14 protein-coding genes are annotated in these 25909 nt (G+C 56.1%); 3 read left to right on the forward strand and 11 right to left on the reverse strand.

Annotated features, from left to right (window positions below; all coding sequences use genetic code 11):
* Both DJ69_RS03645 and DJ69_RS03650 read right to left on the reverse strand, forming a co-directional pair.
* A partial coding sequence (locus DJ69_RS03645; RefSeq protein WP_180271710.1) for a carboxypeptidase-like regulatory domain-containing protein occupies positions 1–3093 on the reverse strand: 3093 nt, incomplete at its 3' end.
* A gap of 645 nt (positions 3094–3738) precedes the next feature.
* Positions 3739–5010 carry an RNA-guided endonuclease InsQ/TnpB family protein gene (locus DJ69_RS03650; RefSeq protein ID WP_099254349.1) on the reverse strand — a complete coding sequence of 424 codons (1272 nt, stop codon included), beginning with the start codon at positions 5008–5010 and terminating at the stop codon, positions 3739–3741.
* Positions 5011–6094: 1084 nt separating this feature from the next.
* Here DJ69_RS03650 and DJ69_RS03655 point away from each other — a divergent pair.
* Positions 6095–10501, forward strand: a complete 4407-nt coding sequence (locus DJ69_RS03655; protein WP_099254350.1) for a hypothetical protein — start codon at positions 6095–6097, stop codon at positions 10499–10501.
* A 474-nt stretch (positions 10502–10975) separates the two neighbouring features.
* Here DJ69_RS03655 and DJ69_RS03660 read toward each other — a convergent pair whose 3' ends face one another.
* Both DJ69_RS03660 and DJ69_RS17735 read right to left on the reverse strand, forming a co-directional pair.
* Positions 10976–11893 (reverse strand): hypothetical protein, encoded by a 918-nt coding sequence (locus tag DJ69_RS03660; protein ID WP_099254351.1) that lies wholly within the window; start codon positions 11891–11893, stop codon positions 10976–10978.
* 194 nt (positions 11894–12087) lie between these two features.
* The gene (locus tag DJ69_RS17735) at positions 12088–12624 is read right to left on the reverse strand and encodes a hypothetical protein (protein ID WP_144050376.1); all 537 of its coding nucleotides are present in this window, start codon (positions 12622–12624) and stop codon (positions 12088–12090) included.
* A gap of 771 nt (positions 12625–13395) precedes the next feature.
* Here DJ69_RS17735 and DJ69_RS03670 point away from each other — a divergent pair.
* Together DJ69_RS03670 and DJ69_RS03675 are read left to right on the forward strand one after the other, a co-directional pair.
* Positions 13396–14331 (forward strand): hypothetical protein, encoded by a 936-nt coding sequence (locus DJ69_RS03670; RefSeq protein WP_099254352.1) that lies wholly within the window; start codon positions 13396–13398, stop codon positions 14329–14331.
* A gap of 30 nt (positions 14332–14361) precedes the next feature.
* Positions 14362–14664, forward strand: a complete 303-nt coding sequence (locus DJ69_RS03675; RefSeq protein ID WP_099254353.1) for a hypothetical protein — start codon at positions 14362–14364, stop codon at positions 14662–14664.
* Positions 14665–14794: 130 nt separating this feature from the next.
* Here the strand turns inward: DJ69_RS03675 and DJ69_RS03680 are convergent, their stop codons facing one another.
* The 7 genes from DJ69_RS03680 to DJ69_RS18215 form a co-directional block, all read right to left on the reverse strand.
* Positions 14795–15232, reverse strand: a complete 438-nt coding sequence (locus DJ69_RS03680; RefSeq protein WP_099254354.1) for a PIN domain-containing protein — start codon at positions 15230–15232, stop codon at positions 14795–14797.
* On the reverse strand, positions 15229–15525 hold the full coding sequence (locus DJ69_RS03685; RefSeq protein ID WP_099254355.1) for an AbrB/MazE/SpoVT family DNA-binding domain-containing protein: 297 nt from the start codon (positions 15523–15525) through the stop codon (positions 15229–15231). Before DJ69_RS03685 ends, DJ69_RS03680 begins: the two co-directional genes overlap by 4 nt.
* 251 nt (positions 15526–15776) lie before the next feature.
* Positions 15777–16421 (reverse strand): tyrosine-type recombinase/integrase, encoded by a 645-nt coding sequence (locus DJ69_RS03690; RefSeq protein ID WP_180271711.1) that lies wholly within the window; start codon positions 16419–16421, stop codon positions 15777–15779.
* A gap of 320 nt (positions 16422–16741) precedes the next feature.
* On the reverse strand, positions 16742–17038 hold the full coding sequence (locus tag DJ69_RS03695) for a helix-turn-helix domain-containing protein (protein WP_099254356.1): 297 nt from the start codon (positions 17036–17038) through the stop codon (positions 16742–16744).
* An 8-nt stretch (positions 17039–17046) separates the two neighbouring features.
* Positions 17047–18549 (reverse strand): PGF-pre-PGF domain-containing protein, encoded by a 1503-nt coding sequence (locus tag DJ69_RS03700; protein WP_099254357.1) that lies wholly within the window; start codon positions 18547–18549, stop codon positions 17047–17049.
* Between the two features lie 111 nt (positions 18550–18660).
* Positions 18661–25137 (reverse strand): CARDB domain-containing protein, encoded by a 6477-nt coding sequence (locus DJ69_RS03705; protein ID WP_180271712.1) that lies wholly within the window; start codon positions 25135–25137, stop codon positions 18661–18663.
* Between the two features lie 92 nt (positions 25138–25229).
* Positions 25230–25909, reverse strand: a 680-nt coding sequence (locus DJ69_RS18215; RefSeq protein WP_180271713.1) for a hypothetical protein, incomplete at its 5' end; no start/stop codon positions are given.

Raw genomic sequence — 25909 nt, forward strand, 5'->3', positions numbered from 1 at the left:
CGGCGCAGCGGTCAGCTGGATGTCTTCGGTTGCGTCCTCACCAGCCGTGAGTTCGATCTCGCTGGTGAAGTCCTGCTGGTCCGTCACGCCCGTCACTTCCAGCGTGTACGTCCCAGCGTCGAGACCCGTGAAGTCGTAGGTCGCACTCTGACTGAGGTCAGACGTTTCAGCCGGCGATGCGCTCGTGTCCGTCCCCGAGTAGAGGTTCAGCGTTCCCTCGGTAACAGCGTCACCGTTCGAATCCGTCACTTCCCCACTAACCGAGGCCGGTGCGGCGTCAATCGTCGTCGTATCCTGCGCCAGTTGGTTCTGACCCGTACCAGCGTTCTCGGCGTCTTCTTCTTCGTACAGCGTCGCCGTCACGTCGTCATCAGCTGCGAGGTCGAACGCTGCCTCATTGTCGCCCGAACTGTCTGCCTGCGTGATCGTCACGCTGTCGCTCGAAGTGTCAACGCCATCAGCCACGGTGAACGTCTCACTGTCACCCTGGCTGTTACTCACGATGAGGTACGCGTTGTCACCTTCCGTGTTCGCTACGTTGCTCACGTCAACCGTGAACTCGCCGTCATTTTCGACGATCGTGTCCTGCACAGTCACGTCGCCGGTCGGTGCCGCCTGGACCGTTACTGACGTGGTTAGGATGTCGTTCTCCAGCGACTGCGTTTCGTAGATCACCACGTTGATCGTTTCACCTTGGGTCGCCGCGTCAGCGAGGACGACCTCGACATCGCTACCACTCGTGTCAACGAGTTCCGCTCCGCTTCCACCGGTCAGACTCGTCCCGTCGTCAGCTTCGAGCTCAACGTAGACGCTGTCACCCTCGGTGTTCTCGAACCCCACGTTGTCGATGTTGACATCCGTTTCACCGTCTCGGACTTCACCAACGCCACCAATCGAGGCGGTCGGCGGGACAGTCAGGCTGAAGTCTTCGGTGACATCCGCACCGGAATCAACCTGGACCGGGTACCGTGTGGTACCTTCGAAACCACTAGCAGTCACTTGGACCGTGTACTCGCCGGGCGCCACGTCGACCGAGTACGCCCCTTCGGCGTCGGTCGTTGCGGTGGCGACCTCATCTTCATCGGCAACACTGTCACCGGAGTAGACCGCGACGGACGCTCCATCAACCGGGTCCGTACCGTCATCGACCGTCCCGGCGATCGAGCCCTCATCTGTAATCGTTACCGTCGCGTCGTCAGTGACGCCGGGGGCGAATTCAGTGCCGTCAGCGGCCGGGATCGCGTCGCCAAACGCGCTTCCAGCAGCCGGGAAGTGCAGCATTGCACGCACGTCCGTGTTTTCATCAAGCGACTCGCCGTCGTTGAGGTCGATGGTTACGCCCTCGGTAACGTCCTGCGTTTGATTGTTACTGCTCCCGATCACCGGGCCGACGCCGTCTTCAACGGCGCTCTGGTTGTGAAGAACGATAACGTAGTCATCGCTCGGAGCTAACTCAGCGGCCGCTACCTCGACTGAGTCGGTGCTTGTCGTGTACTCTTGATCGTTGATGGTAACGCTGCTCTCGTAGACCGTTCCCGTGTCCGTACTGAGCGCGTTCTCTATATCCTCTTCAGCCAGTGTTTCACCAGTCGTGTAGTCGTTTAGCGGAGTGTCGTCATCTAGCGCGTACGGGATGAGGTACGCGTTGTAGTCACCAGAGAAGCCACTGGGTTCTGCTATTTCAACGGGGACGTTAGCGTCTCCGGAGCCGGAGTACTCACCAATGCCTTCGATATTTCCGCTCTGGTCGGTAACGAAGACCTTCGCGTCTGCATCGTAGCCTTCCACCGCGGTCAGCACTGCGTCGTTCCCGTTCTCATCAATCCCGAGAGCTTGATCGTCGAACGTCACATCTCCATCGAGTACTTCTACCGTACCCGTGACGGAGTCATCAGCGGTGGAGACTTCAACGTCGTACGTGCCTGGGTCGAGATCGGTCAGCGCACCGTCGAACGTGATTGTGTCAGACTGACCAGCGTTGAGCGAGACGCCTTCCGTCACTTCCGTACTCGTCCCGTCAGCGGTGAGCGTGAGGTCAACTGTGAACGTACTGTCACGGTTGCCCGTGTTCTCTACGTCGACGGCTACGGCACTGTCATCTCCTTCAGCGACGCTCGCATCGGTACTCTGCTCGGCGATGTTAAGATTCGAAACCGACGATGTCGCCGTCCCGACGCCTAACACGGACTCACGACCCGCCCGGTCATAGTTCGGAGAGACGATTAACCGCTCGTTCCGCTCAGGCTGATCGACGAAGACCCAGTACGAGTCGTACGCCGTAATCGATGAGCTTCCACTAAGCTGGGAAGTCTGTTCTGCATCGAATACCGTGATGCCAGGGTCATCAACTTGGATGCTTCCAAGATCCTCGTCGAGCTCGCGGTCGCCCCCTTCACTACTGATTGCGAAGTTCGAACCGACGAGATGCCAGCCGTCATTCATCTCGACGCTACCTGGCGACGGTGCCTCATCGGTTTCGTACGTGTACCCGAACCGAGCGTCCGAGTTTGCGGCGTTCAGATACAGTCCGAGGTGCAGATCAGACACACTGTCGATGGTTGGAGACTCAAGCGAGTCGTAGGAACCAGTGCTCGGATTCCACTGGTTTGAGGACTCAACGTCTTCTGCGTATAGCGTCGCACGCTGCGGAACAGAGACGAGGTTGAATCCGTTGTCCAGGTCAAGGACTTCGTGTGTGAGCGTGACTTCCGCCGGGTTAGACACGCTTGCTTCCGCAAACCCGACTTCGACGTTTTCTGCCGGGTCAGCGTCAAGTTGCGTCGGGTCAATCTCTTCTTCGACCGTGCCGTCATCTTGGATTGTCGTTGTCGTGACGGCTTCCCCACCGATCGTGATTGTCACCTCTGTTCCTGAACTTGCTTCGGCAAACCCATCAGCTGTGACGGTGACCGTTCCTTCATCTTGGACGACGCCGATGAAGTCCGCGTCGATCTCGGTTGAGTCGGCTTGGAGCTGGTCTTGCGCTGCAACGGAACCGGTCGCCAGCGCTGCACCGCCGACCATCGCCACGACCATTATCGCCGCGACGAGAATTGTCCGGGCCTGTACGCGTGAGTCTGGAGTGCGTGTCATAGTGCTGAAGTCTGAAACTGTGTTTCGAGGTCTGTTCCCGCGCGATACGGCTGTTTGAAACTGAGTGTGTCCAATCCCATCCTGACTGAATCACCAACGTCCGGTGGAGACTGCTGATCGAGGCCGCGACCGTCCGTAACGCGACGCGGTATCCGTCCCCGACTCACCGGCCGAGACCACCCCGCCCGTCCCGACAGTACCCTGTAGGCTGCCTGGATACTGACGCGTGACCGTGTCAGATCCGTGATTTCAGCGATTAGAGGTGACTGCCAGCTCTCGGCTACTGAATACCTGTCACGTCGGAGCCGCGGCTCAAAACCAGTGGCGCGCGCCCCCCGGATTCCCCCGTTCTGCGTCATCTACCGATGATATACACCGCAATTGTGATTGGGATTCACTCGTGTCAATTCGAAGTAACGCATTGTTTCAATACATAAATAACTACGGGTGGACATTATAATTTGACAGTAACTCCGGTAAGCACCGACTAACGCCGGCGGCGGGCAAGAGACGTTGCCTATGATCCTTTTGGTACATTAATTCTCCCAGCGACCCGAAGAAGAGGGGCCTTGCTGAGTCAGATTGCAGTAGCTGTGTGTCAACCGCCTCGGGGTCAGCCCCGAGGCTTGTCAGTGGACTCCCGTTCTACCCGAGCAATTCGGTAGGCGTGTAATCGCCGTTCACGTTCAACGTCCCTGAGTTGAGGGCCAGTTGACTGGCGGCCCATCCACCGCGAGACTTCTGCCCGCGATGGATATACCCGCAGTATCGGTTGGCGATGTTCTTCGCCCCGTTGTAATCCGCGTTCACCTCATACCCACATGATTGGCACTCGAACGCCTTGTCGTCACGATTATCCTCGTGGGTAAACCCACAGTGCGAACACCGCTGACTCGTATACGCGGGATTCACCGTGTCCACGAACAACGCCGTGGACTCAACCTTGTACTCCACGAGTTCCACGAACTTCGCGTACGCCCACTGCTGGAACTTCGACCCGTTGGCGATGTTCTCGCGGATGTGGTCAAGGTTCTCGAAAATAATGCCGTCTACATCCGCGTTATGCGCTTCCGCGATAAGGTCGTTCGCTCTGTTGTGCAACCAGTCCAGCGACCAATCCGAGAATCGACCGCCGATGGACTGAATCGTGAGGTGCGCGGAACGAGTGCCAGTCTGTTGCAGTTTGGCGCGGCGTTGTTCGTATTGGTTGCGCTTGTGGGTGAGGTAGTCTGCACTGCCGATGAACTCGCCCGTAGAAGTGACGGCGAACGCGCCAGTCACGTTCAGGTCAACACCGAGAACCACTCCGTTCTCGGCACCCTCATCATCGTGACTGGCTTCTTGGCGTTCCGTTCCGTCAACCCTGTAGTCGGGGTTCTTCAACGTGACGTGCAGGGAGAACGTGTCGTCCTGCTCGTCGTACTGAAGCGTGGCGTGAGAGGCATCCCAGTCGTCGTTCTCGTAGTACCTGCCGAACGGTGTTTCCTCTCGCTCTTCTTTTGGTGGAAGGACGTATTCAGCGGTAGCTCTGCCGTTCGGCGTGGAGAGCGTGGCGTGGTCGTCGTTGAACGACGCGGAGCGTTTGTCGTACACGACACTCCACGAGTCGAACTCGGGTTGGCTGGTCTTTTCACCATTTTTCAGTTTCTCGACGCCTGCATCGACGGCTTCGATGGCTCGGCGGATGCCTTTCTGGACGAGATTCGCGGTGAGGTCGGTTTCCTCGCGCAACTCGTCGTATAGGGCGTTTTCGGCCTTGTTCTTGCTGGTGACACAGTAGTCATCGTAGCGCCACGCCCATTCGCTGGTGCGGTTGGCGCAGTGCAGGAATTGGGTTTTGGTTTGATGGAGGTCGCCACGACGCTCTTCGGGCACATCGAGTTTGATGGGCACGGTGCGTCGTGGCGCGTCGTCCATCCGTAGTTCACATTTATATCTGTTATCTAACAAAAGTTTAGGTGTAGGGTGGGGAGTCAGCCCTGCTATCGGGAGTGGTGAGTTTCATCGAGTGTCGGCTTCCTCCCCGACCTCAAGGGTCGGGGCATCCGCCTCGTACCGCCTGTGAACACGTAGGAGCAGGTGGACAACCCACGGGTGAGGAGATCGTGGGCAGCGCGGAACCATAGTGAAAACCGTGAGTTACGATTTGACGGGTTTGACACCTAGAATTGCGAGGCGTCAAATGAAAAATCGCGTGAAGGCAAAGGGGACTTGACGTATTTGACGGGTTTGACGCCTTCTAGAGAGGGGGTACACACACGCGCGAGCGCGAGACGAGCGCGAGCGCGACACGCGCAACACTCTCACTTCTACCTCTCTCACCTACCGTCAAATCCGTCAAATCTGTCAAATCGCAAGACGGCGAAGCCAAAAAATCGGGATTTTTTCACCCCCTAGTGTCAAACCCGTCAAATTGACATTTAAGTTTCATTACTGCTGAGTATTCACATGGCTTAGGAACAATAATATGAGGTTAATTATCAACCCGACAAGAGGCTGTTTCGCTCCCGACAGAATTCTGCCGCTCCGCGAGATCGACACGAACGAGCTGGACCGTCAAAGAACCTCTTTGCTCAGAAACACGTACGTTTAAGGGAACGGCCCGACGATGTGGGCACACGCAAAGCTAGGACGTAACACGCCTGAGGAACCGCAGCCCGTTCCAGGGACGAGGGGCCCAACCTTCTTCCCTGAAACGGCCAACCGTATCTGTGGTTTCTCACCCCGGAGTCAAAAACATTCCCCTCTCGCCTAACGGGTAGTTTCGGCTACGGGGTGGCGTCATGGTACGCCGGGCAGCCACTCACCGAGAAACCACCATGAACCCTACCGCCCATCCAACCTCACTCACACTCCAGACGAACCGGCTCGATCTGTCCTCATCTCGTGGAATGACACCCTTAGGTAGGACAGTTGAGACGCCCACTCATTTACCCCAAATACGTGCTTCTGAGATCCCTACAACGCACTCTTCAGACCCTACTAGCAACGAGGTGAGACAATGAGCGGCGACGGGTTAGACGAATCTACTATCCGGAGTCACTACGAACGGATCACCCCGGTAGTTGAGGGTCTCGCGTCGGTTGATTCGCACCTCACGATTGGATTAAATGATTACAGCGGGTGGTACGTTCGACGAGATCACGATAACTTCGAGGCGATCGATGCTGGGTACGAACAGGAAGGTCGATGCGCGACGTTAGCGGAAGATTACGATCAAGTCCAAGAACGGATTGATCGGGCGCTGTACGCCGTCACGACGTACAAGTCCCCTGACTCGCTCATAGAATGGGAGCCGTGTACCATTACGAACGGACAGACGGAGTGGATGACGGATGCTCCCACGCCTGGATACGGAGACCTTCGCGGCGTCATGGTCTGGGGAGACATCGATCTGGCCGATTCATTAAAACCTCAACGCGGGGAGCTCACAACCGACACGCAGCAACTCATCGAACGAACCCTTGACGCGTATATCGATGAGTACGCGCAGTTATACGGCGATCGTGACGCCGTTTTCGCCTTAGACAGCGTCGGTGGGTCCTACATTATGGGTGCGCCGGCGGCGACGCTGCCAATTGCCGAGTGCTTCGACGATGACGCGTCCGCACGCGAGCGCGTCATGGAAGAATTCGTCACCCGGTCGAATGACTGGCTCGCCACCGCTCAAGACCGGGTCGAAGACCGCATCGACGGCGCATCCGACGTGATCGATCCGGACTGGGTCAATAACTGTAACCGGCAGTACAAAGCCCCCCTCTCGCTTCATACAGACCACGACGCTGTCGTCGTCCCCCTCGATACGGACACCCCCACGTACGATCTTGTCCGATTCGACGAGGTTGACGCCACACTCATTGAGGAAACGGCACAGTGGGCGCGTGAACTAACTAGCAGCGAGTACCGGGACTGCGTAGACACCCTCGTCAAGCGACTCTGGCCTGAGGAGTACGACACGCACGGTAACTGGGACGCAGCGCTGCGTGCCTGGGTCGAAGCTGAGCGGGAACGCGAGCAGCGCGAACAAGAAGCTCGCCGCCGGGCACGTGAACGGCGCCGTGAACGGAAAGCAGAGATGGGGGACACGGCAGACACCGCTCCGATCACCCCGTTCATCAGCGATGTGTTCGACGCGATCGACCGACTCGATATTGAGACCGTAGCCGATCGGACGGTCGTCCACCAGTGGACCGACCGAGCCAGTGGGAAACGCGATAACTCCGGTGACGGGAAGCGTGCGTTCATCCCGATATGGGGTCCGAATGCCGAAACCGGGAATGCGAACTTCATCTCACGAGATGACGGGATCTGGGTCGATACTGGAGACGATCACGCAGGCGGCCCGGTGAAGATGGCGCTCATTGCCGAGGAAAACTGGAGTCGTGGTGAAACTCCGTCAGGGGAAGACTGGCGACGTGGCCTCTCATATCTCCGCTCGAAAGGCTTTGATATACCGCTCTGGACACCTGACGCTCGCTCAACGACGCCTGACGGTGATGACTACGAACAGATGCCGTACTGGGCAGTTCGCAAAGCCGCAGTCGCACTCGGTGTTCTCCCTGAAGACGCTTTCATCACCGCGCAGTCCGACCAAGGCGAGTACCAACGGTTCCCCGGCCCGGAAACGTATAATCACGCACTCGCAGCGATCGAAGAGGCAGGTCTTGAACACGGCCGAGAGTACATGACGGATGACGGTAGCCGGCCAGATGATTTAGATACGGCGGATAACACGGCGACTCCAAGTGCTTCTGGGTCGTCGTCTGGCTCAGCTCACACGTCTTCAGACTCCTCGTCGCAAGAAGACAGTACGTCGCCTGATACAGAAGACACCGCCACGTACGGGAGTTTTGACTCGTATTCACAGCTCGACCCGCATAACGGTGGGTACGGGTACTGGCATACGAACCATGAAACCGGTGAGACGTGGTTCGAGCAAGTCACGAACTTCACTATCGAAGTCAATTCGTTCCTGTATCATAACGACGAGCGTCTCATTGACCTCACAGTCATCCCGAATACTGGCGAAGAACCATATGACGTGACCGTCACGACGAAAGTCTTCAACGAGCGTCGACGCTTCCGTGATAACGTCGTTACCGGGCTCACCACGATCTTTGACGGTGGCGCTCAGGATTTGAACGAACTCCGCAAGCTCGTCGGCGGACAAGACGCTCCGAGTCGAACAGGCACTCACCACATGGGTCTCCACCCGGATGCGAACGAATTCGTCACCCCGAACGGCGTCCTCGCACCCGATGGCTGGACCGATAATCCTGACACAGTATACGTTAAACGCGAAATCAGCGCCGAACAAGCCTGGTCGCTCACGCCGGACGAACACGACGAGTACGATCCTAAAGCGGTCGCAGAAATGCTCGAACTCGTCCCGCAATCACGCTTCAGCGAGCGGTTCCTACCTGTGCTCGGGTGGGCGTACACAGCTCCACTCCGCCCGTATATCCAACAGTGGGAAGGGCAGTTCAACACACTCCACGTAACCGGTGAAACCGGGTCCGGGAAATCAAGTACGTTGAGTGTGCTCTGGTCGCTCCTCGGTATGGATGGAGAGCCGATGGCCTGTGATGACACGAAGTTCGCGTTGCTCACCTCAATGGCTTCAACGAACTCGATCCCGATGTGGTACGACGAATACAAGCCAGGAGATATGAAAGACTGGGAAGTCGATCGGTTCCAGAACCTCATGCGGTCCACGACTCGGGGCGGGACGGCAATTCGAGGTAACGCTGACAAGTCCACTGAGCAGTACAAACTCAAAGCCCCGCTGATGATCTCTGGGGAACAATCAATCCAAGGCCCAGCTGAAGAACGGCGGACGATTCAAACCCGGTTCCGGGACGGGGTCAAAGAACCAGGCTCCCGGACGAAAATCTCGTTTGCGAAACTCACCGGGATGTCGTACGACGCAGGCGGTGAAACACGTGAACCCGACGGGTACGACCTGCGCCAACACGCGCTCGCGTACTACCAGTTCGTGCTGAATCAGGATCCAGAGACACTGAAAATGCTATGGCGTGAATCTCGTGACCAGGTCCGCGAACTCCTCGCATCGAACGATATTACCGGCATCGATGATCTGCCACGTCAAGGGCTTCAAACAGTCCATTTCGGGATGAGCCTTTACCACCGGTTTGCGGAACAAATCAGCCTTGAAGCCGGGATCGAACCTGATGACCTCAGTCTCCCCACCGAAGACGAACTTACCGACGCGTTAGTGTACATCGCAGAGCAATACGGTGACGACGGCTCACGAAAATCCCATCTTGACAGGTTCATTGAACTGACTTCTCGCGCGGCGAACGAAGGCTACCTCGAAGACGAGACACACTACACGTTCGTAAACGAAGGCAAACCAGACGAGCAACTGGCGCTAAAACTATCGAGCGTCTACGATCGCGTCTCAAAATACGTCGCAGACCACGGACTCGACGGTGAAGATCTCCTGAATAACGCCGCTGACTACCGCGACCGCATGGCTGAACACGCCGACGACGCGGCGTCATACGTCACTACTCACTCACAGTACACGCCCCCTCTCGCTCGCTGCGCCCGCATCAATACAGCGCTTGCTGAAGACCAAATCGAGTTCTCCCGCTTAGCATTCGGAGCAGACCCACGCAACGATGAAAGCGGTGAAGGAGATGCAGGTGACGACGGTGATGGGGGTCCACCTGCTCCCCCATTCGGGGCTCGCCGCGTAACCGATGTCGCTGATGACCCCACCGGATACGCGACAGTCACCGTTGAAGTCCTCACATTAGACTACCCTGACCCGGAAAACGCCCCCGAGCTGAAAGCGACAGTCAAAGATCAAAGTACAGCAATCGACGTTATTTCATGGAACGATCCTGAGGCACTCCCGAGTACCGGCACATACGTTCTGGAGAATGTCCAAGTCGGCAAGCACGACGGCCAGGTACAATTAACAATCCGAGAAGGGGTGACGACAATCGAATCGATCCAACCTGGAGTGGGGTATACGCAAGCCGCTGAATCAGACGAAAATCAAGAAAAGCTTGATCAGGCAGCAACACACAGACAAGCGGCTGACGGCGGGACGGCAACAAGAGCTGATACCTCAGAATCATCTGAAACGGATCGATCATCCCCCCCAACAGATGATACTGACTCCGGATCTTCAACCGCCGTGCGTGAGGCTGATCACTCTTCAGTGCCCCAAGATGCAACCGGCCGCCTTGCAGATGCTCGACGACTTCGAGATCTCCTCTCGCAACGAGATATGCCAATGGATGAAAATGAAATCGTCGTTGCAGCTTCTATCGATCGTGACTTGATGCCCCCTGACCGGGCACAAACAGCCCTCGAATATGCAGTAGAACAGAAGGGCATGATCATACAGACGGATGAAGGGTATACTGTAGGGTGAACGAACTAGTCGAGGACGCTGGCCTCGCTTGACTCACCCAAGGGCGGCGTGCGGGTGTGGGCATCGGTGCCAGACAAGACCGGCGAAGTTGGAATTGGTCAGGCTGTGAGTACGGGTGGACGACTGAGAGCACGACCAGTGAGTACGGGTGGACGACTGAGAGCACGACCAGTGAGTACGGGTAGACGACTGAGAGCACGACCAGTGAGTACGGGTAGACGACTGAGAGCACGACTATTGTATAGTCGCGCGCCCGCACATGATATTATCAGAAAAGATATGGGTGAGGGTGTACGAGGCGAAGTCGGAACTCGGCACTTCGTACAGGGGTAGCGAGAACCCTTCGTACAGTCGTACAGACCACGTACACCCCGTTCAGCCGGTGAGATCGCTCGGTCGGCTTTGGGGGGTGTACGGTCCGCATTTATTGTGGGTATAGGAGAGTATGGAACCCCATTCAGGGGCTCCCAAGCATTATGAATTCAGAATGATATTATTGCGGTCAAGGAACTCAAACGCATCAACCCGGCCGGCCTCGATCAGGCCGCCGATCGTCCAAGACGCATCCACCGAAACGTCGTAGTCGGCACTCTGCCGGGTTCGCCGGACACGGTCGTTCACTCGCCGCGCGGACCAGTTGTCACTGTCACCACCGAACTCTCCGCGGTCGAGTTCGAGTGTGGTAGTCCGGAGCATATGGTTCCAGAAATCCACCATCGTCTCACGGTTAGCAAAAATCCAGATTGTCGGGCCAGCCGCTGGATCAGACCAGTGAATGAATTTCTTTTTCCAGCTCGCCCTATCGTTGTGGTTAGTCAGCACCTCGACGCGCGCCAGCAAGTCGCCAGCGCCAAAGAGCCGAAGATCAGACCGGTGAGCCACGTCTATTCGAGGGTACAGGTCACTCCCGGTACAGCGCTCGCAACGCTTGAATAGGTGCCGGGCCGCCATCGCTCCCTTTCGGTGTTCCAAGAGTTCGCCGCCGTCCCTGAACGTCGGTGGGCGTGAGTGTTCATCCAGCAGCCAGTCGGGGTAGAGATCCGTGTCGTCACTGAAGATGTGCTCAATCACTTTGAAACTCTTTACCGTTGGCAGCCACCGACAGCGGCGGCCAGCGACGTAGATCTCTTTGTCCTCTTTGTCGTCACTATCAGCGGTCTTGAAGAATTCACGATCGATAAGCTTCTGATGAGCCACTTCGTACTCAGGTTCCCAGGCACCCCCACACAACTCGCGTAACGTCGGTTCGTAGGCGTTACCGATATACGTGTGTTGGCTGGCGGTTTCCAAGGGGTGGCCGTTGAACCAATACGCGACGCGGTAAAGGATAACCACCTGTTCGCGGGACAGGTTGTATGTCTGGGCCTTCTCGTAGGCCGTTCGTTTGGACATACTCTACTTAAGTCGGATTTAACTTAAAACCAATCAAAATAGTGCCCCCTAATCGCATCTGTTTCGTTAGTTGGTGGGGATCGGTCTCAGTTCCTCAAACAGGAGCATATAGTCGAACAGACATTCTCGATGCCAGTCACAATCCAACTGAAAATATGAGTCACATACGAAGGCCAACGCTCCGCAGACAGCGCCTATTCGACCGGAATCGGTCGAAGTTCGTGAGGGCGAACGACGTAATTCCGTTTTGAATCGGGAGTTGGATGCCGCTCCGGCTCTCGGTCAGTCAACGTGTCGTGACCAACCCATCCGAGTAACCGCACTCGTTGCTCGTCAATCCGGTGAGCAAGAATATACAGGTCCGCATCGGGATGCTGGTCAGCCGGGACAAGCAACTCAGGGAGCGACATGTTAGTCGCCGTTGCCTTCACGTCTGCTCGCTTCCCCGCAAGGCACAGATCGTGTCCGGGATCACCCCGTACGTAGATCTTATCATCCAATTCAGCACGGGCGATCTTACAAACCGTCATTTCGCCAATTACCCCAGTAACGTGTGCCTCAATGTCATCGAGGTCACCAAACGTCTCTCCAACCGTAGTGTGCTTGTAGGAGAGCGCTCGGGCTGCAGCGATATGTTCGGCAATACGGTACTCGCGGTCGGTCAACTCAACTACCGGCGCGTTTTCGAGAACGGCCGACAGTTTTTGGTTCGGTGGGTGTGTAGTCGTCATTGCTGTCTGAATGGGCGGCACACGGTCACCGGCGCTGTGACGCCGGGGGCTTTTCAGTAGACCTCTCCCGTGCTAACTGGTACTATGGGTTCTATTCAAAAGTAGACTTGGAAATCGATCGAGTACACTGGCAGAACCGCTCTTCAACCCTACGTCGGCAGCTATCCGACTAACTCTTGACCGTGGTACGAGAGAGTACGGTTCGAGATGACAAGGTACGAGTGTGCCGAGTCTGACCGGATGGAGCGGATCCGATGACAATTGCGCCTTGCGGATATGCCATCTATCGCTCCTCAGCACTTAGGTCCGGCAAGTCGTCTTCCCAGTCTTCGTTCGGTACGTACCAGTCACCGCCAAATCGTTCACCAGTCGTCTCAATCCCGACAAGCGCTGCGGTTGCTGCAGCAAGTCGATCATCTTCGACCGCTGCCCAGTACGGTTCTTTGTGACGTACCAGACCAACTTCTTCGAGACGCTGAAGTCTCGGTCCGATACTTCTTTTTGGGATATTCGTGGCTTCCGCTAACTCCCTAGGGCGTATCCTATCCCAGGATGTCTGAGTAAGAATTCCATTACTGTTCACGCATTTGTTCCTTGAGAGAGGTCGAGCTGTCCATCACTGGGTGTATGAGATTCGAAGTCTGCCGGCATGGTGAGAAATTGTATTCAAATAGTATCAGTTCTTCTGACAGTCACACCGTCATACTACTGATTGGAGCAGCTGTCTGACGCAGGTTTAAGTTTAAGACTAATGTTAAAGCATAGTGTGAGATGACGAACCAATTCGATTCGGCACTAGACACGACTGAGCAAGTTCAACAGCGCTATGGCGCGCAGTTAGGGTTCGTCGAAGAGCGAACACCCTTCGCTGCGGAAACAATGCCTGACCGCCAAGTCGCTGTTGAAGTCAACGACCAGCTCATGCAAGAGGTCGCCAGCCATATCTTAAACAGAGCAGGTCACGTCTCAATCATCGATCGACACGGAGCCGGTAAGTCACACTTCCGCGATCTCGTGTATGATTCACTGGATGCCCGGCGTGAGCACTTCCGGGTTGCACGGATCCGAGAAGTGGAATCAATCACGACGCGACGGACGTACGTCCGGGTACTCGATGAACTCCGTGAGTACGACGACCTTGAGATACCAACCCAACTTCCTCGTGCCACTGACGAGGTGCGAGCAGTCGTTGAGGACGTATCTGAACAGCTTGAAGCGCTCGGCGTCGCTTGTATCGTCCAAGTCGATCAGATGGAAGACGTAGCGGGTGACACGCACCGCTTCGAACAACTATTGGCAGCGCTACAGTCAGTCGCTGATCTCGGAGATGAACGTCCAGTGTTCATCCTCTTCTTATTCGGAACCCCGGCTGCGGGTGAGCGTATCACAGAGCTCCGGGAGACTCTCTCATCCCGGATGATCGCTGAGGACCGACAACTCGAACGCTTTGGCCGTGAGCATACTGAGGAGCTTATCGGCCGATGGCTCTCGTGGGCGCGTGGTGAGGAGTACACGGATGGATACCCAATCGACCCGTTCGCGCCGGCGACAATACGAGCGTTATTGGATCGCGTGGATGACCAGACCCCTCGTGCTGTTCGGCAGATGTGCTACCACGCATATCGTGCCGGAGCCCAGCAGTACGCAGATACAGAAACAGTCGAAATAACTCCTGACACTCTCGACACGCACGTTACAGAGCCATAAACACACATTAACATTAAGCTTAAAATTAACATGACAGACGCATTCAGCGACACACTCGATGACGAATTGGAAGAAGAGGCAGACGATACCGACGCAGAAGATGCTACCGAGGAGTTCATTTCACGCTCGAATAGTGATGGAGCGGTGCGTGATCGGACTGTCGGGTTCGGCGTGAGTGAAGAGATGCACTATCTGTATCGAGAACTCTCCGATAGTGATGAGGTTGATGCTGATCTTCGCAAGCAGTTTCGTGACCAGATTGAGCGTATGGCTTCCCGTCATCCCGACGTGGCAGAACGCGCTCGACTGAAGTACGCGATAGACAACGAGTGATTGGATTAAGATTAATATTAAATCTAACTTGGTATCAGATTCTATATTGACTTAGGATTCATCACTGTGGTTATCGGATTCACTGAAGTAACTCCAATCGCCTGAATTCTTAATTCCCGTGTTCTATGGGTCATACACTGTCTTCACGGAATCTGAGTAAGTCAATATCTACAGGTAAATCGTCGAAGTCATCGTCCGCTCCCGCGACCAGTGTTGCCCCCTGCTCGTAAGCGAGTGCAACCGCATATGCATCGGCAAGTGAGATGTGCCCATCAGCTTTCATTTCAGCTGCAAGCCGCCAGTCAGCAGATTCAAGATCTAATCCTTGTCGTTCAAGCGCACGTATATCTCGGTCTGCTTCCCGAAGCGAGGCATCTGTTGGGGCGTCATTCACTCCTTCGAACCGGGCGACGAGATAAAACACTTCACTGGCATTTGTCTCAGTAAGGATCCCGTTAGCTTCGCCGGAGAAGACTTTGTCAAGCAGATCAGCCACGGTGTCGTGGCCGGGTTCACTGTAGAGGTAAGCGATGATTGCCTCAGTGTCGAAGACATACTTGCCACTCATGTATCCTCGGACGGGCGGGACCGCGCAACTCGCTCCTCTTCTTGACGTTTTTCTTCGTTTTTCAACTCACGTACGCGCTCCAGGACCTTGCCACGCTCATGCTCACCGGCATGGATGCCGTGTAAATCATCGGGTGACGGGACTGGCTCAATAATGATACGTCCTTGCTCTTCGTAGACGAATACTTCACCCGGTGTCTCAATCTCGAACTTTTCCCGTAGATCCTTCGGGATCGTCGCCTGTCCTTTCTGTGACACACGTACTACTACTGGCTCGTTGGTGCTACTTGCCATTCTTAGTAGTACCTATAACTTTCTGTATTACTAAACTCACCGGTCAAAAACAGCGAATATCCTCGTTATTCTCTCTCGCGTGCGAAAACCAGCACGACCGGATTACCTGATCTTACTGGAGACTCTCTGTTCGATACAGACGATTACTTGCACGATTACGCACAAAATAGAGTGCTATTCATAGGCCGCAAACCTGGGGGTAACACCCCGTTGAATGGGGATCACCACGGTTCGTTCTTTCTCAGGCATGGTCAGACGCGGTCGAAATGGTCGTAGCGCTGTTCCGTCGTTTTGATCGTGGCATGTCGAAGACGATTGCGGACATCGTACAGTGTGTAGTCGTTTTCTTCATGGAGCATCCGGTAAGCGACACTATGCCGAAGCGTGTGCGGCGTAACCTCGCTTGGGTCACCAACCCCACCTTCGATGCTCTGTGGCCGTACGTCAGCTTCTTCAGCCAACGATCGCACCACACGTCGAACGCTTTCGGTCGTCATCCGATTTGACTGCCGCGATGGGAAGATAGCTTCACTGTCCTTCCACCGTGTATTGAGGTATGATCGAAGGCGTAGGACAGTATCCTGCGTACTGTCATCGAGGCCGAGGTTCATCGACACGTAGGACGGCGACCGATCGGTTGGGTAGTCTTTCTGAATGGATGCTGGGATGCCGACGTATGGTTGCTCATCGTCGAGGTGTAGGTAATCTACATCCAGCTGGACGAGCTCACCCACGCGAAGCCCTGTGTCGTAGAGCAGGCGGATCAGCAGCTCATTCCGATCGCGCAAGTAGCCGAGGAACGTTTCGCTCTGTGCAGCGGCGTGGAGCTCTCGAACTTGCTCGGGTTTCAGCCACGTTTTGGCCCGAGTGTTGGAATTCACATTTTCGGTACTCATAGAATAGTTTCTTTATAAGAAGAACGGTACTTAGTGGTTCTGACTGTGGGTTTCTATTGACAGTCTCCAACACTGACCTCACCGCGGAGTCCTGGCGTATCGTTTCCCGATGAATGTCCCAATCAGAGCAATGCCACCGACTATGCCAGTGAACAAATCTGTCGCTACAAACCATCCTAGAGACCTCTCAGCAACTGTGAGAATAATGAGAGAAAAAATCGTGGTGAAAACACTTAGAAAAACGTCGTGTATAATCTGTGGTGGCATACAAATTCGCTCTCTTTGACACTATTATATATTAGGGGCTGACTCCCTCACGTTCAGATCACCTCTTGATTGAATTTCTTATTGACAAACGAGTCAAAATCGACATCGTTATTCTGGTATATATTGCGATGTTCCAAGACAAACTGCCCCTTCGAGGTAATCACGTACAATCCACTATTATTGATTGGTCCGACCCGTTCCAGCAGATTGTAGTCTTCAAGACTACGAAGCCGGGAGTTCACGTACCCTCGATCAGCATCGATTTCCGCAGCGATATTCGCACCGATGTTCCTCTTCCCGTCTTCGAAAGCATCGAGGATTTTGAAATCGGTCGGTTCTACGAGATGCATTCTACTCTTTATTCGTTCTGCTTCTTGACGATGACGGCGATCATAGCCACTAACGCGACGATTGTCACGACGATCCCGAAGCCAGGAATACTCTCATCCGAACCATCAGACTGCGAAGATCCGGTCGTCTCATCTGTATCCTGGCTTTCATCCTGACTTACCGTTACCGTCATCTCATCGGTGGCCGTTTCACCGGCATCGTTTTCGACGGTGAGTGACACGTCGTAGTCGCCGGCGTCCTCAAAGGCGGTCGTGACGGTTTCACCGGTGAACGCCTCGCCGTTGATCGTCCATTCGTAACTCTCAATCTCGCCGTGCTGATCGCTCGATGCACCCGCATCGAAGGTTACGTCCTCACCGGCAGTCGGGTCAGTCGGCGTCACGTCGAACGCAGCCTCAGGTTGACTCACCGCGCTGACCGAGAACCACGAGAACCCAGGCGTCTCCGCTTCCAGCACGACCTGCTCGTCAGTTTCATCAACGACTTCGGTCTCTAACCCCTGCCACTCACCGTCTGCAAAGCGGTTCACACGGAGTTCGTCAGGCCCGGCATCAATCTCCTCAACACGTTCCATCGAGACGCTCATCCGGATCGTCGCTGCCTGGTCCGGGTCAGGTACCGTGACTTGTGTGACCGCGACAGATGAGCCTGGAGACGGACCAGTCTCGCTGGGTTCGGAGTCATATTCTGCGACTGTGACATCGCCTTCGAGTTCGTCATCACCGAAGGTGATGCTTTCAATGGATGAATCGTCGCTGAAGACGGCTTCAGCCTGCCCAGTATCCTCATTGACCGTTACCGGTGCCTGCTCTGCACGCGTCGGAGTTACGTCTTCAGGTGAATCGATGACTTCATCAATCTCATCGGGGTCGTCAATAGTTTCAAGCTCGTCGCTAGGCTCAGGATCGGGACTTGGCGCAGGCGCTCCGCCGCCACCGTCGCCACCGTCGCCACCGTCGCCACCGTCCCCACCATCGCTACCGTCGCCACCGTCGCTACCGTCGCCACCGTCGCTACCGTCGCCACCGTCGCTACCGTCGCTACCATCGCTACCGTCGCTACCGTCGCTACCGTCGCTACCGTCGCTACCGTCGCTACCGTCTGCAGTTTCATCATCAAATGTACCTGCAGGGAAAGTGAGATCAACTTCGAAGGTGCCAGCGTCGAGATCACGAGGGCTTTCGAGGGCTTCCGCTCCGTTCGGATCATCGATATGGAAACTGACTGTCTCACCAGCATCACTATCCAACGCGAGTTTGCCACCAAACGCCCCTTCTTCGCCGTACTGGCCGGCCGTGTCAACGGTGATCTCGCCTTCAACCTCGCCGTCTACGACAGCGACGATGGTCGTGCCAACGGGCGCATCGTTCCCATCCTCATCAACTGCGTCACCGTAGAAATTCGCTGGTTCGCCTGGAGCATCCTCTTGTGCAGTAGCAAGAGCTGCTCCACCGAAGGCGAGGGCAGAAACGACTACGACTGCGATGAGGACCGTGCGTAATGAGCGCATAGGTATTATAGTTCAACACCTCGCGGTTGTGTATAAGCTTTGACTTTACCGTCGGCTTTGCTCTCCGAGATGAACTCACAGCGAGTATGTATCCTCGCCTGTGAAGAGTGATTACTCATCGTTCTTGAAGGAGTCCTCTTGCTGCGATAGGTATATTGCTCCCCCCACAGCGAGGAGTACCACTATCACGATTAGGGCGATCAGACCAGTCAGCGTGGAATCCTCATCCGGCGTATCATCTGGGGTGTCATCTGGGGTGTCATCTGGGGTGTCATCTGGGGTGTCATCTGGGGTGTCATCTGGGGGGGTTTCTTCAGTGGCTGACACAGTGTCAGTAGTCGTGGTCGTTTCACCGGCATCGTTTTCGACGGTGAGTGACACGTCGTAGTCGCCGGCATCTTCAAACGCGGTCGTGACGGTTTCACCGGTGAACGCCTCGCCGTTGATCGTCCATTCGTAACTCTCAATCTCGCCGTGCTGATCGCTCGATGCACCCGCATCGAAGGTTACGTCCTCACCAGCGGTCGGGTCAGTCGGCGTCACGTCGAACGCAGCCTCAGGTTGACTCACCGCGCTGACCGAGAACCACGAGAACCCAGGCGTCTCCGCTTCCAGCACGACCTGCTCGTCAGTTTCATCAACGACTTCGGTCTCTAACCCCTGCCACTCACCGTCTGTAAAGCGGTTCACACGGAGTTGGCTCGTATCTGCGTTGATAGCATCGATCTGGTCAGTGGACACGGCCGTCCGAATCGTCGCTGCCTGATCCGGATCAGGCACAATAATCTGGCTGACAGTGAGTGACGCGCCGGGACTCGGCCCAGTAACGTCTGATTCAGTATCGTAGTCAGCCACAGTCACGTCACCTTCGACGGTCCCGTCGGTGAACGTGATCGTCTCAACGCTTGTTTCACCACTGAACGCTACCTGCCCGTCGTCAAGGGTAGCCTGTTCGACTCGCGCCGGATCAATATCTTCGGGCGGGGAGACGATCTCATCGATTTCGTCAGGATCATCGATGACGGTAGGTTCATCTGTCGGGGGACTGATACCACCACCGCCACCGCCACCACTTGGCGGGTCGGGATCTTCGGGGTCCGGCGCTTCATTAATTGTGACTGTACGTGTGTCCGTATCGTCGCCTACGGTAACCTCGACGAGCAGGTCTTCACCGATGTCGCCATCGCTGAGTGACCGGTTCAGGGTGACTGATTCAGTCCCCCCACCAGTGATCGACACGGTTTCACTGTCGGATACGTCGCCGTCAAATTGAAGTTCAGCTGTCACGTCACCTTGGGCTTCACCAACATTCGAGATGTCAGCATCGACGGACAGCGTCTCATCAGATTCGAGTTCACTTGGTGCGTCATCGATCGTGGCTTCGAACGACGGAGCTGTCTGGACTGGTACGTCCGTGGCCGTCGCGCTGTCATCACTCGTTGCTAATTCTAAGTCACCGCTATCGAGCGCATTCGCAGTCGTCTCATCTACCTCTGTGAGTAGCGAAGTGAACTCGGTACCATCATACGTCTCACCGGCTGCGAGCTCACCGTTCTCACCGATTTCGAATTCGTCAGTCTGATCAAGCGCGTCCCCATCAAGCTGTAGGACGAGCTCATCAGCTGTCACACCGGCTGTACCGCCCTCATTCCGGATTGTGTACGTTACTTCAGCCGGATCATCTTCGACGATAGCGTCAATATCATCAAGGTTATCGTCGATGATTTGGTAATCCGGTTCCTCAACCGGGTCAGTCTGCCACGGTTCAACCGTCACCGGTGATTGAATCTCCTGGTTGGTTGGCCCGCCAGGGCGACCCCACCAGTTATTCGTCGCGTCGATCTGCCCAGCATCTGCGTCAATTGCTACGTTCGACCGTTCAATATTGTTATTCTCTATGTTGTGGATTCCAGCCGTTGAGAAGACGGCACGGTCCTCACTATCGAGGATGTTATTGTCTTGGATTTCAGCACCGTCAGCCCCGTTCGCCAGCCGGAGTGCAATCTCGTTCGCATCGAACTGGTTATTCGTAATGGCAGTGTCATCGGCTTCGATTACCGTGCCGGTGGTAACGGAAGAGCGGAAGTCCGAATTCCGGATTTCTGTATTATCTGCCGTGACGTGTACTGCCCTCTCCAGCCCGCGGAAAGTGAAGCCAGTGACTTCGGCTCCATCCCCTGTTACCGTCACGCCAGTCCCGGTACCAGTACCATCGATCACTGCCTCATCACCGGCTAGCGTAACGTCCTGCTCATCGAGATCGATCCCCCCGTCGTACGTGCCGGGAGCAACGTTGACAGTATCACCAGCACTGGCAGCTGCTATCCCGTCATTGATTTCTCCGAAGTCAACCGTGACGGGATCTGAGGTCGTCTGGTCGTCTGAGCTGGCGACCAACGTGCTATCATACGTGCCCGCACGCGTAGCATCTGGAACCGTCACCGTCAGCGAAGTCGAATCACCTGGCGCCAGCGTTTCGGTGCTTTGCTGACTCGCAATCACGTCTCCATTGAGGACCAGTTCGAGAGCGACCGTTTGCTCATCCGTCTGATCGCCGGTGTTTTCGAACGTCGCTGTGGCTGTCTCACCGCGAGTAAGTTCATCTTCATCCACCTCAGCGGTGAAGGTCGCCGGAACCGGGTCACGAACGGTTCTCGTTGCGGTCTGTGTACTCTCGTCGCTTTCAACGGCGATACTCCGGTCACCTAGCGCGAGTGTGGTCGGATCGATGTCGAAGGTAACTGTCTCACCTTCGCCACCATCGAGTTCGACGCTGGCTGTGTCACGAGTTTCACCGGCGACGACTAACGCTACGTCTTGCGTTTCGGTGAGATCTCCGATGTTTTCGACGTTGGCGGAGACTTCAACTGTTGCGTCCGACTCGCGCAACAGATCGTTGGTTGCCGTGGGGTCAGCAATATCTAACTCAGAGACGCGGAACAATGCGTCCTCGGAAGCTTCCAAGACCGTCACTGTCTCCTCGTTGAGAGCATCGGCTGCCGTCACCCCGACAGTCAGCTCACCTACCTGGCTCGCATCGAGGGTGGTCCCATCGAAGGTCACGGTTTCTGTCTCACCTGCGTCAACGGTAACGCTCGACTCAGTCGCTTCTGCCTCACCGTCAAGTTCCAGCTCGGCATCGACCGTGCCGGCAACGCCCCCGGTGTTTTCGATCGCTGCGACGACTTCCAACTCGTCTTGGTCGGCCCGAACCGGATTTGTTACGGACTCGATCGTAACATCGATTTCTGCCGGGTCAAGCACGGTACTCCGCGCAAGCGCTGCATCGTCGTCGGTGCTCACGAGCAGTAACTGATCACCAACATTGGATTCACTAGGAGCGACCGACAGAGTGACTGTATCAGTCTCACCACTGTCTAACGACACGTCCGTCGCGGTATCACTCCCGAGCCCACCACCGTCAAGTTGGACATCCTGTGTCCCGGGTTCATCACCGATGTTCGTCACCGTCGCGGTCACTTCAAGATCGTCGGTTCCAGCGACCGGATCAGTCGCTGTTACGTCGTCAATCTGGTACGTGGCCGGAGCATTGATCGTGACATCTCGTGTCGCGGACTCATCGTTCGTTCGGACACGAAGTTCGCGGTCACCGGCGTCATCGACGACTGTCTGCCCGCTCAGCGTCAGTGTCGTGTCCTCACTGCCGCCTAACTCAACTGTTTGCTCGTCGATAACGGTTCCATCAAGCGTCAGACGGACCGTTTCTGACCCTGTAATATCGCCGTCATTCGTTATCCTGGCCGTCGCCTCAACCGCGTCGCCAGCCGTCACCGGATCAGCATAATCGAGAATCTCCACGGTGAACACAGACGACTCAAGCAGCTCGATCGACCCGGACTCAGCATTGTCGGCTGCCGTATCAACCGTGTACGTGAGAGTTTCACCTTCCCGGTCAACCGATGGAATGTCGGTCAAAGTGATCTCGGTCGTCTCACCGGGCCCAAGCTCTACACTGACGCTGTCGACTTCAGTTGGATTGACAGTCGGAGAACTACTCTCTCGGACCAGTGAGACTGACTGTTCGGCCGTGCCAGTACCAGTGTTCTCAATCGTGGCCGTGGCAACGATCTCATCACCTGACGCTGCTTCATCGTCAGGGGTTAGCGTCGTCTCCGTGATCTCGAATTCGGCTGCAGCTTCCTCAATCGGGACCGTGACTTGCTCCGTATCATCTTGCACGTCCACCTCGAACGTTACGTCACGTTCAGATTGACCGTTCAGGTCATTCTGGTCAGGGACGTATGAGAGCTGCACCGTATCGGTCTCCCCGCCACGCAGTCCGACAAGGTCGAGGTCTGTCTGGACGGACTCACCGTCACGGGTCAGTGTTATATCTCGCGTGGCAGTGAGATCGCCCAGGTTTTCGACCGACACGGCGAACGTGATCCGCTGTCCAACCACGGCTGCGTCCGGCGTGGGATCAACCTCATTGATCTGGAATTCAGCCGGGGTGTTCACCGCGACTGTCTCTGTCGCCGTATCATCGTCAGTACTGACTTCGGTGGTGATCTCTGGCGGGTCATCACTGTCAGTCTCGTACGTGAACGTCCCAGTCGCCGTTTCACCACCACCAATCGTCACGTCGGCGTCCGTCGCTTGTGTCTCGCCATCAACGGTGAACTCGACAGATTGCGTTCCCTGCTCATCGCCGGTGTTCTCGACTGCGTAGTCAACGGTGACCGTATCACCGGCGGCGACTTCATCGTCAAACTCCGTGATTTCAACGTCGAAGAACGCAGGTTCTGGCTCCGAGACCGTGACCGTGCGCTGTTCACGATCCTGATCGCTAACCACCTCGAAATCAATCGCGTCAGCGTCACCGGTTTCCGTCGTGTACGTCAGCGTGAGTGATTCGGTTTCTCCACCCGGCAGTGTAACGTCCGCCGTATCAGCCGACGTGTCGAACGTACCGCTCTGGTCCGCATCGATGTTCAACTCGATTGTCTGCGTTGCTTCGACATCGCCTGTGTTCGAAATCGTGGCATTCACTTCAACCGTGTCACCCTCAACGACTGACTCATTGAACTCCTCAATACCGACATCGAAGAACGCCGGTTCGTTGACGACGACGGTCTCGGCGGCACTATCATTCTCACTCCTGACTTCCACGTCAATATCCGGAGCGTCACCATCACTCGTCTCGTATGTGAACGTGCCGTCCGTTCGCGTGCCCGAGTCAAGCTGTACGTCTTCATTACGGTCGATTTCTTGCCCGTCAACCTCGAAGACGATGTCTTGCGTCCCGGAAGCCTCGCCCGTGTTCTCAACGCTGTATCCAACCGTGACTTCATCGCCTTCGACTACCGACGTGTCCACGTCCGTGAGATCCACCACGTAGAAGTCATTGTCAGACTCCTCGACGGTCACTGTATCCGTCGCCGTGTCGTCCTCACTTGCGACAGTAAGACCAACGTTACCAACATCTCCAGCTGGGGTCCGCCAGGTCAACGTAACTGACTCGGTTTCACCGCCGGCCAGCGTGACTTCCTGCGTGTCAAGATTGCCATCGAATCCGTCAGCGTTGAGCGAAATATCTTGGGTCGCTTCGAGATCGCCAGTGTTCTCAACGCCGACTTCAACCTCAACTGTCTGCCCCGCCGTCACTGGCGAAGTCGCATCCTGAATTTCGACATCGAAGAACGCCTGCGCGTTCACCGCGACAGTCGCTGTGTCGCTATCGTCATCGCTCGCTACCTCAACATCGATTTCAGGCGGATCATCCCCGTCAGTCTCGTACGTGAACGTGCCACTCGTCGTCGCATCCGGATCAAGTGCAACGCCCTCATCACGCGCTTGCTCGCTACCGTTAACCGAGAACACGATGTCCTGCGTTCCAGCTTCCGTCCCCGTGTTCTCGATCTCGTAGTCAACCGTGACTTCCTCGCCTTCGTTCACCGACTCGTTCACGTCAGTGATCGTGACATCGAAAGACGGTGCGGACTCCGCGACAGTCAACTCCACCGTGTCGGTCTGTCCCGCGTACGCCGCTTCGAGCGTGGTCGTACCCGCACTCTCGCCCGTGATCGTCAGCCCATCAACACTGGCCACGCCGGGGTCAGTACTCTCAACCACGTCGTGCGTCACAGTCCGGTTAGTCCCATCGTCAAGCGCTACAACGACCGTCGCCGTCGTGTCCTGCCCGGTCTGAATCTCGTCGTCTTCGACCGAGAGGACGACTTCCTCAACTGTCGGGCCATCCTCGAACGTTCCTGCCGGGAATGTCAGCAGCTGCTCGAACGTCCCCGCCTCAAGGGGCTGCGGGCTCTCAATCGCTTTCGTACCATTAGGCCCCCCGACGTGGAAGTGGACTTCCTCACCAGCCCCACTGTCGAGACTGAGCTGATCCTCGAACGCCCCAGCCTCAGCGTACACGCCCGGCTCCTCAACCGTGGTACTGCCGCGAACCTCACCGTCAACGACAGCGACGATTTCAGTCCCAGCCGGTGCAAGCGTTCCGTCTTCCGAGACGGCATCACCATAGAAGTTCGCTGGCTCATCAGGCCCGTCATCTTGCGCGACGGCGATACCTGCGACGCCAGCCATCCCAGCGGTGATACACAGGAGCACAATTCCAACTGCGACAACCGATGAGGCCTGATGCGGGTTTGTCATTTTTGTCTACTTTTTGAAATAGGCAGATCAGAGAGGGTGTTTAGAGATTAGGCCGACGCCTGTACCGTGTTACTGTCCGAAGCCAGCTCGTTCTCCAGGGAACTCGTCTCGTAGACCACCACGTTCACCGTGTCACTCTCCGAGGCGGCCTGCGAGAGCGTGAGTGTCGCTCCGTCACCGCTGCTGGTGACTTCCGTCGCACCGTCGGTCAGGCTATTGCCCGAACCGTCTTCAGCGTCAACGTACACGCTGCCGCCAGCGTTCGAGAAGTCAACGTTGTTGACGCTCACTTCGGAATCACCGTCGGTGATCGTGTCCACCGAACCAATCGAGGCTGTAGCGGGACGTTCCGCAGTAGCCGTATCGGTGTCAAGCGGGCTATCGTCGAGAGTCGGATCGTTGATCTCGTGGACTTCCACACGGAGCGTGTCCTGATCGTTCAGGTTCCCTGTGTTCTGTCCAAGCGTGACAGCCTGTCCGTCACCAGCGGTTAGATCGGAGCTTGAACCAACAATCTCCTCAGTCTGACCATCGGCACCGCCATTCTGGTTGACGACCAGCACGTCCACATTACCGTCTTGGACGTTCTGTAGGTTGCTGATGTCAACGCTCACCTCGTCGTTGCTCACATCCTGCGTGCCGGAGCTGAACGCGACCGACGCAGAGGCCGATGCCGCCTGCACCGTGTTCTCGTTCGTTGCGAGACTGTTCTCCAGGGAACTCGTCT

Origin of the sequence: Halorubrum persicum, from assembly GCF_002727125.1 — an archaeon.
In the GTDB taxonomy this organism is placed as follows: Archaea; Halobacteriota; Halobacteria; order Halobacteriales; family Haloferacaceae; genus Halorubrum; species Halorubrum persicum.

Bases quoted from the DNA above. Each gene is read 5' to 3' on its own strand.
- DJ69_RS03695 (WP_099254356.1), bottom strand. From the start codon at position 17,038: ATGCATCTCGTAGAACCGACCGATTTCAAAATCCTCGATGCTTTCGAA.
- DJ69_RS03650 (WP_099254349.1), bottom strand. From the start codon at position 5,010: ATGGACGACGCGCCACGACGCACCGTGCCCATCAAACTCGATGTGCCC.
- DJ69_RS03690 (WP_180271711.1), bottom strand. From the start codon at position 16,421: ATGAGTACCGAAAATGTGAATTCCAACACTCGGGCCAAAACGTGGCTG.
- DJ69_RS03655 (WP_099254350.1), top strand. From the start codon at position 6,095: ATGAGCGGCGACGGGTTAGACGAATCTACTATCCGGAGTCACTACGAA.
- DJ69_RS03670 (WP_099254352.1), top strand. From the start codon at position 13,396: ATGACGAACCAATTCGATTCGGCACTAGACACGACTGAGCAAGTTCAA.
- DJ69_RS03680 (WP_099254354.1), bottom strand. From the start codon at position 15,232: ATGAGTGGCAAGTATGTCTTCGACACTGAGGCAATCATCGCTTACCTC.
- DJ69_RS03685 (WP_099254355.1), bottom strand. From the start codon at position 15,525: ATGGCAAGTAGCACCAACGAGCCAGTAGTAGTACGTGTGTCACAGAAA.
- DJ69_RS03675 (WP_099254353.1), top strand. From the start codon at position 14,362: ATGACAGACGCATTCAGCGACACACTCGATGACGAATTGGAAGAAGAG.
- DJ69_RS03700 (WP_099254357.1), bottom strand. From the start codon at position 18,549: ATGCGCTCATTACGCACGGTCCTCATCGCAGTCGTAGTCGTTTCTGCC.
- DJ69_RS17735 (WP_144050376.1), bottom strand. From the start codon at position 12,624: ATGACGACTACACACCCACCGAACCAAAAACTGTCGGCCGTTCTCGAA.
- DJ69_RS03660 (WP_099254351.1), bottom strand. From the start codon at position 11,893: ATGTCCAAACGAACGGCCTACGAGAAGGCCCAGACATACAACCTGTCC.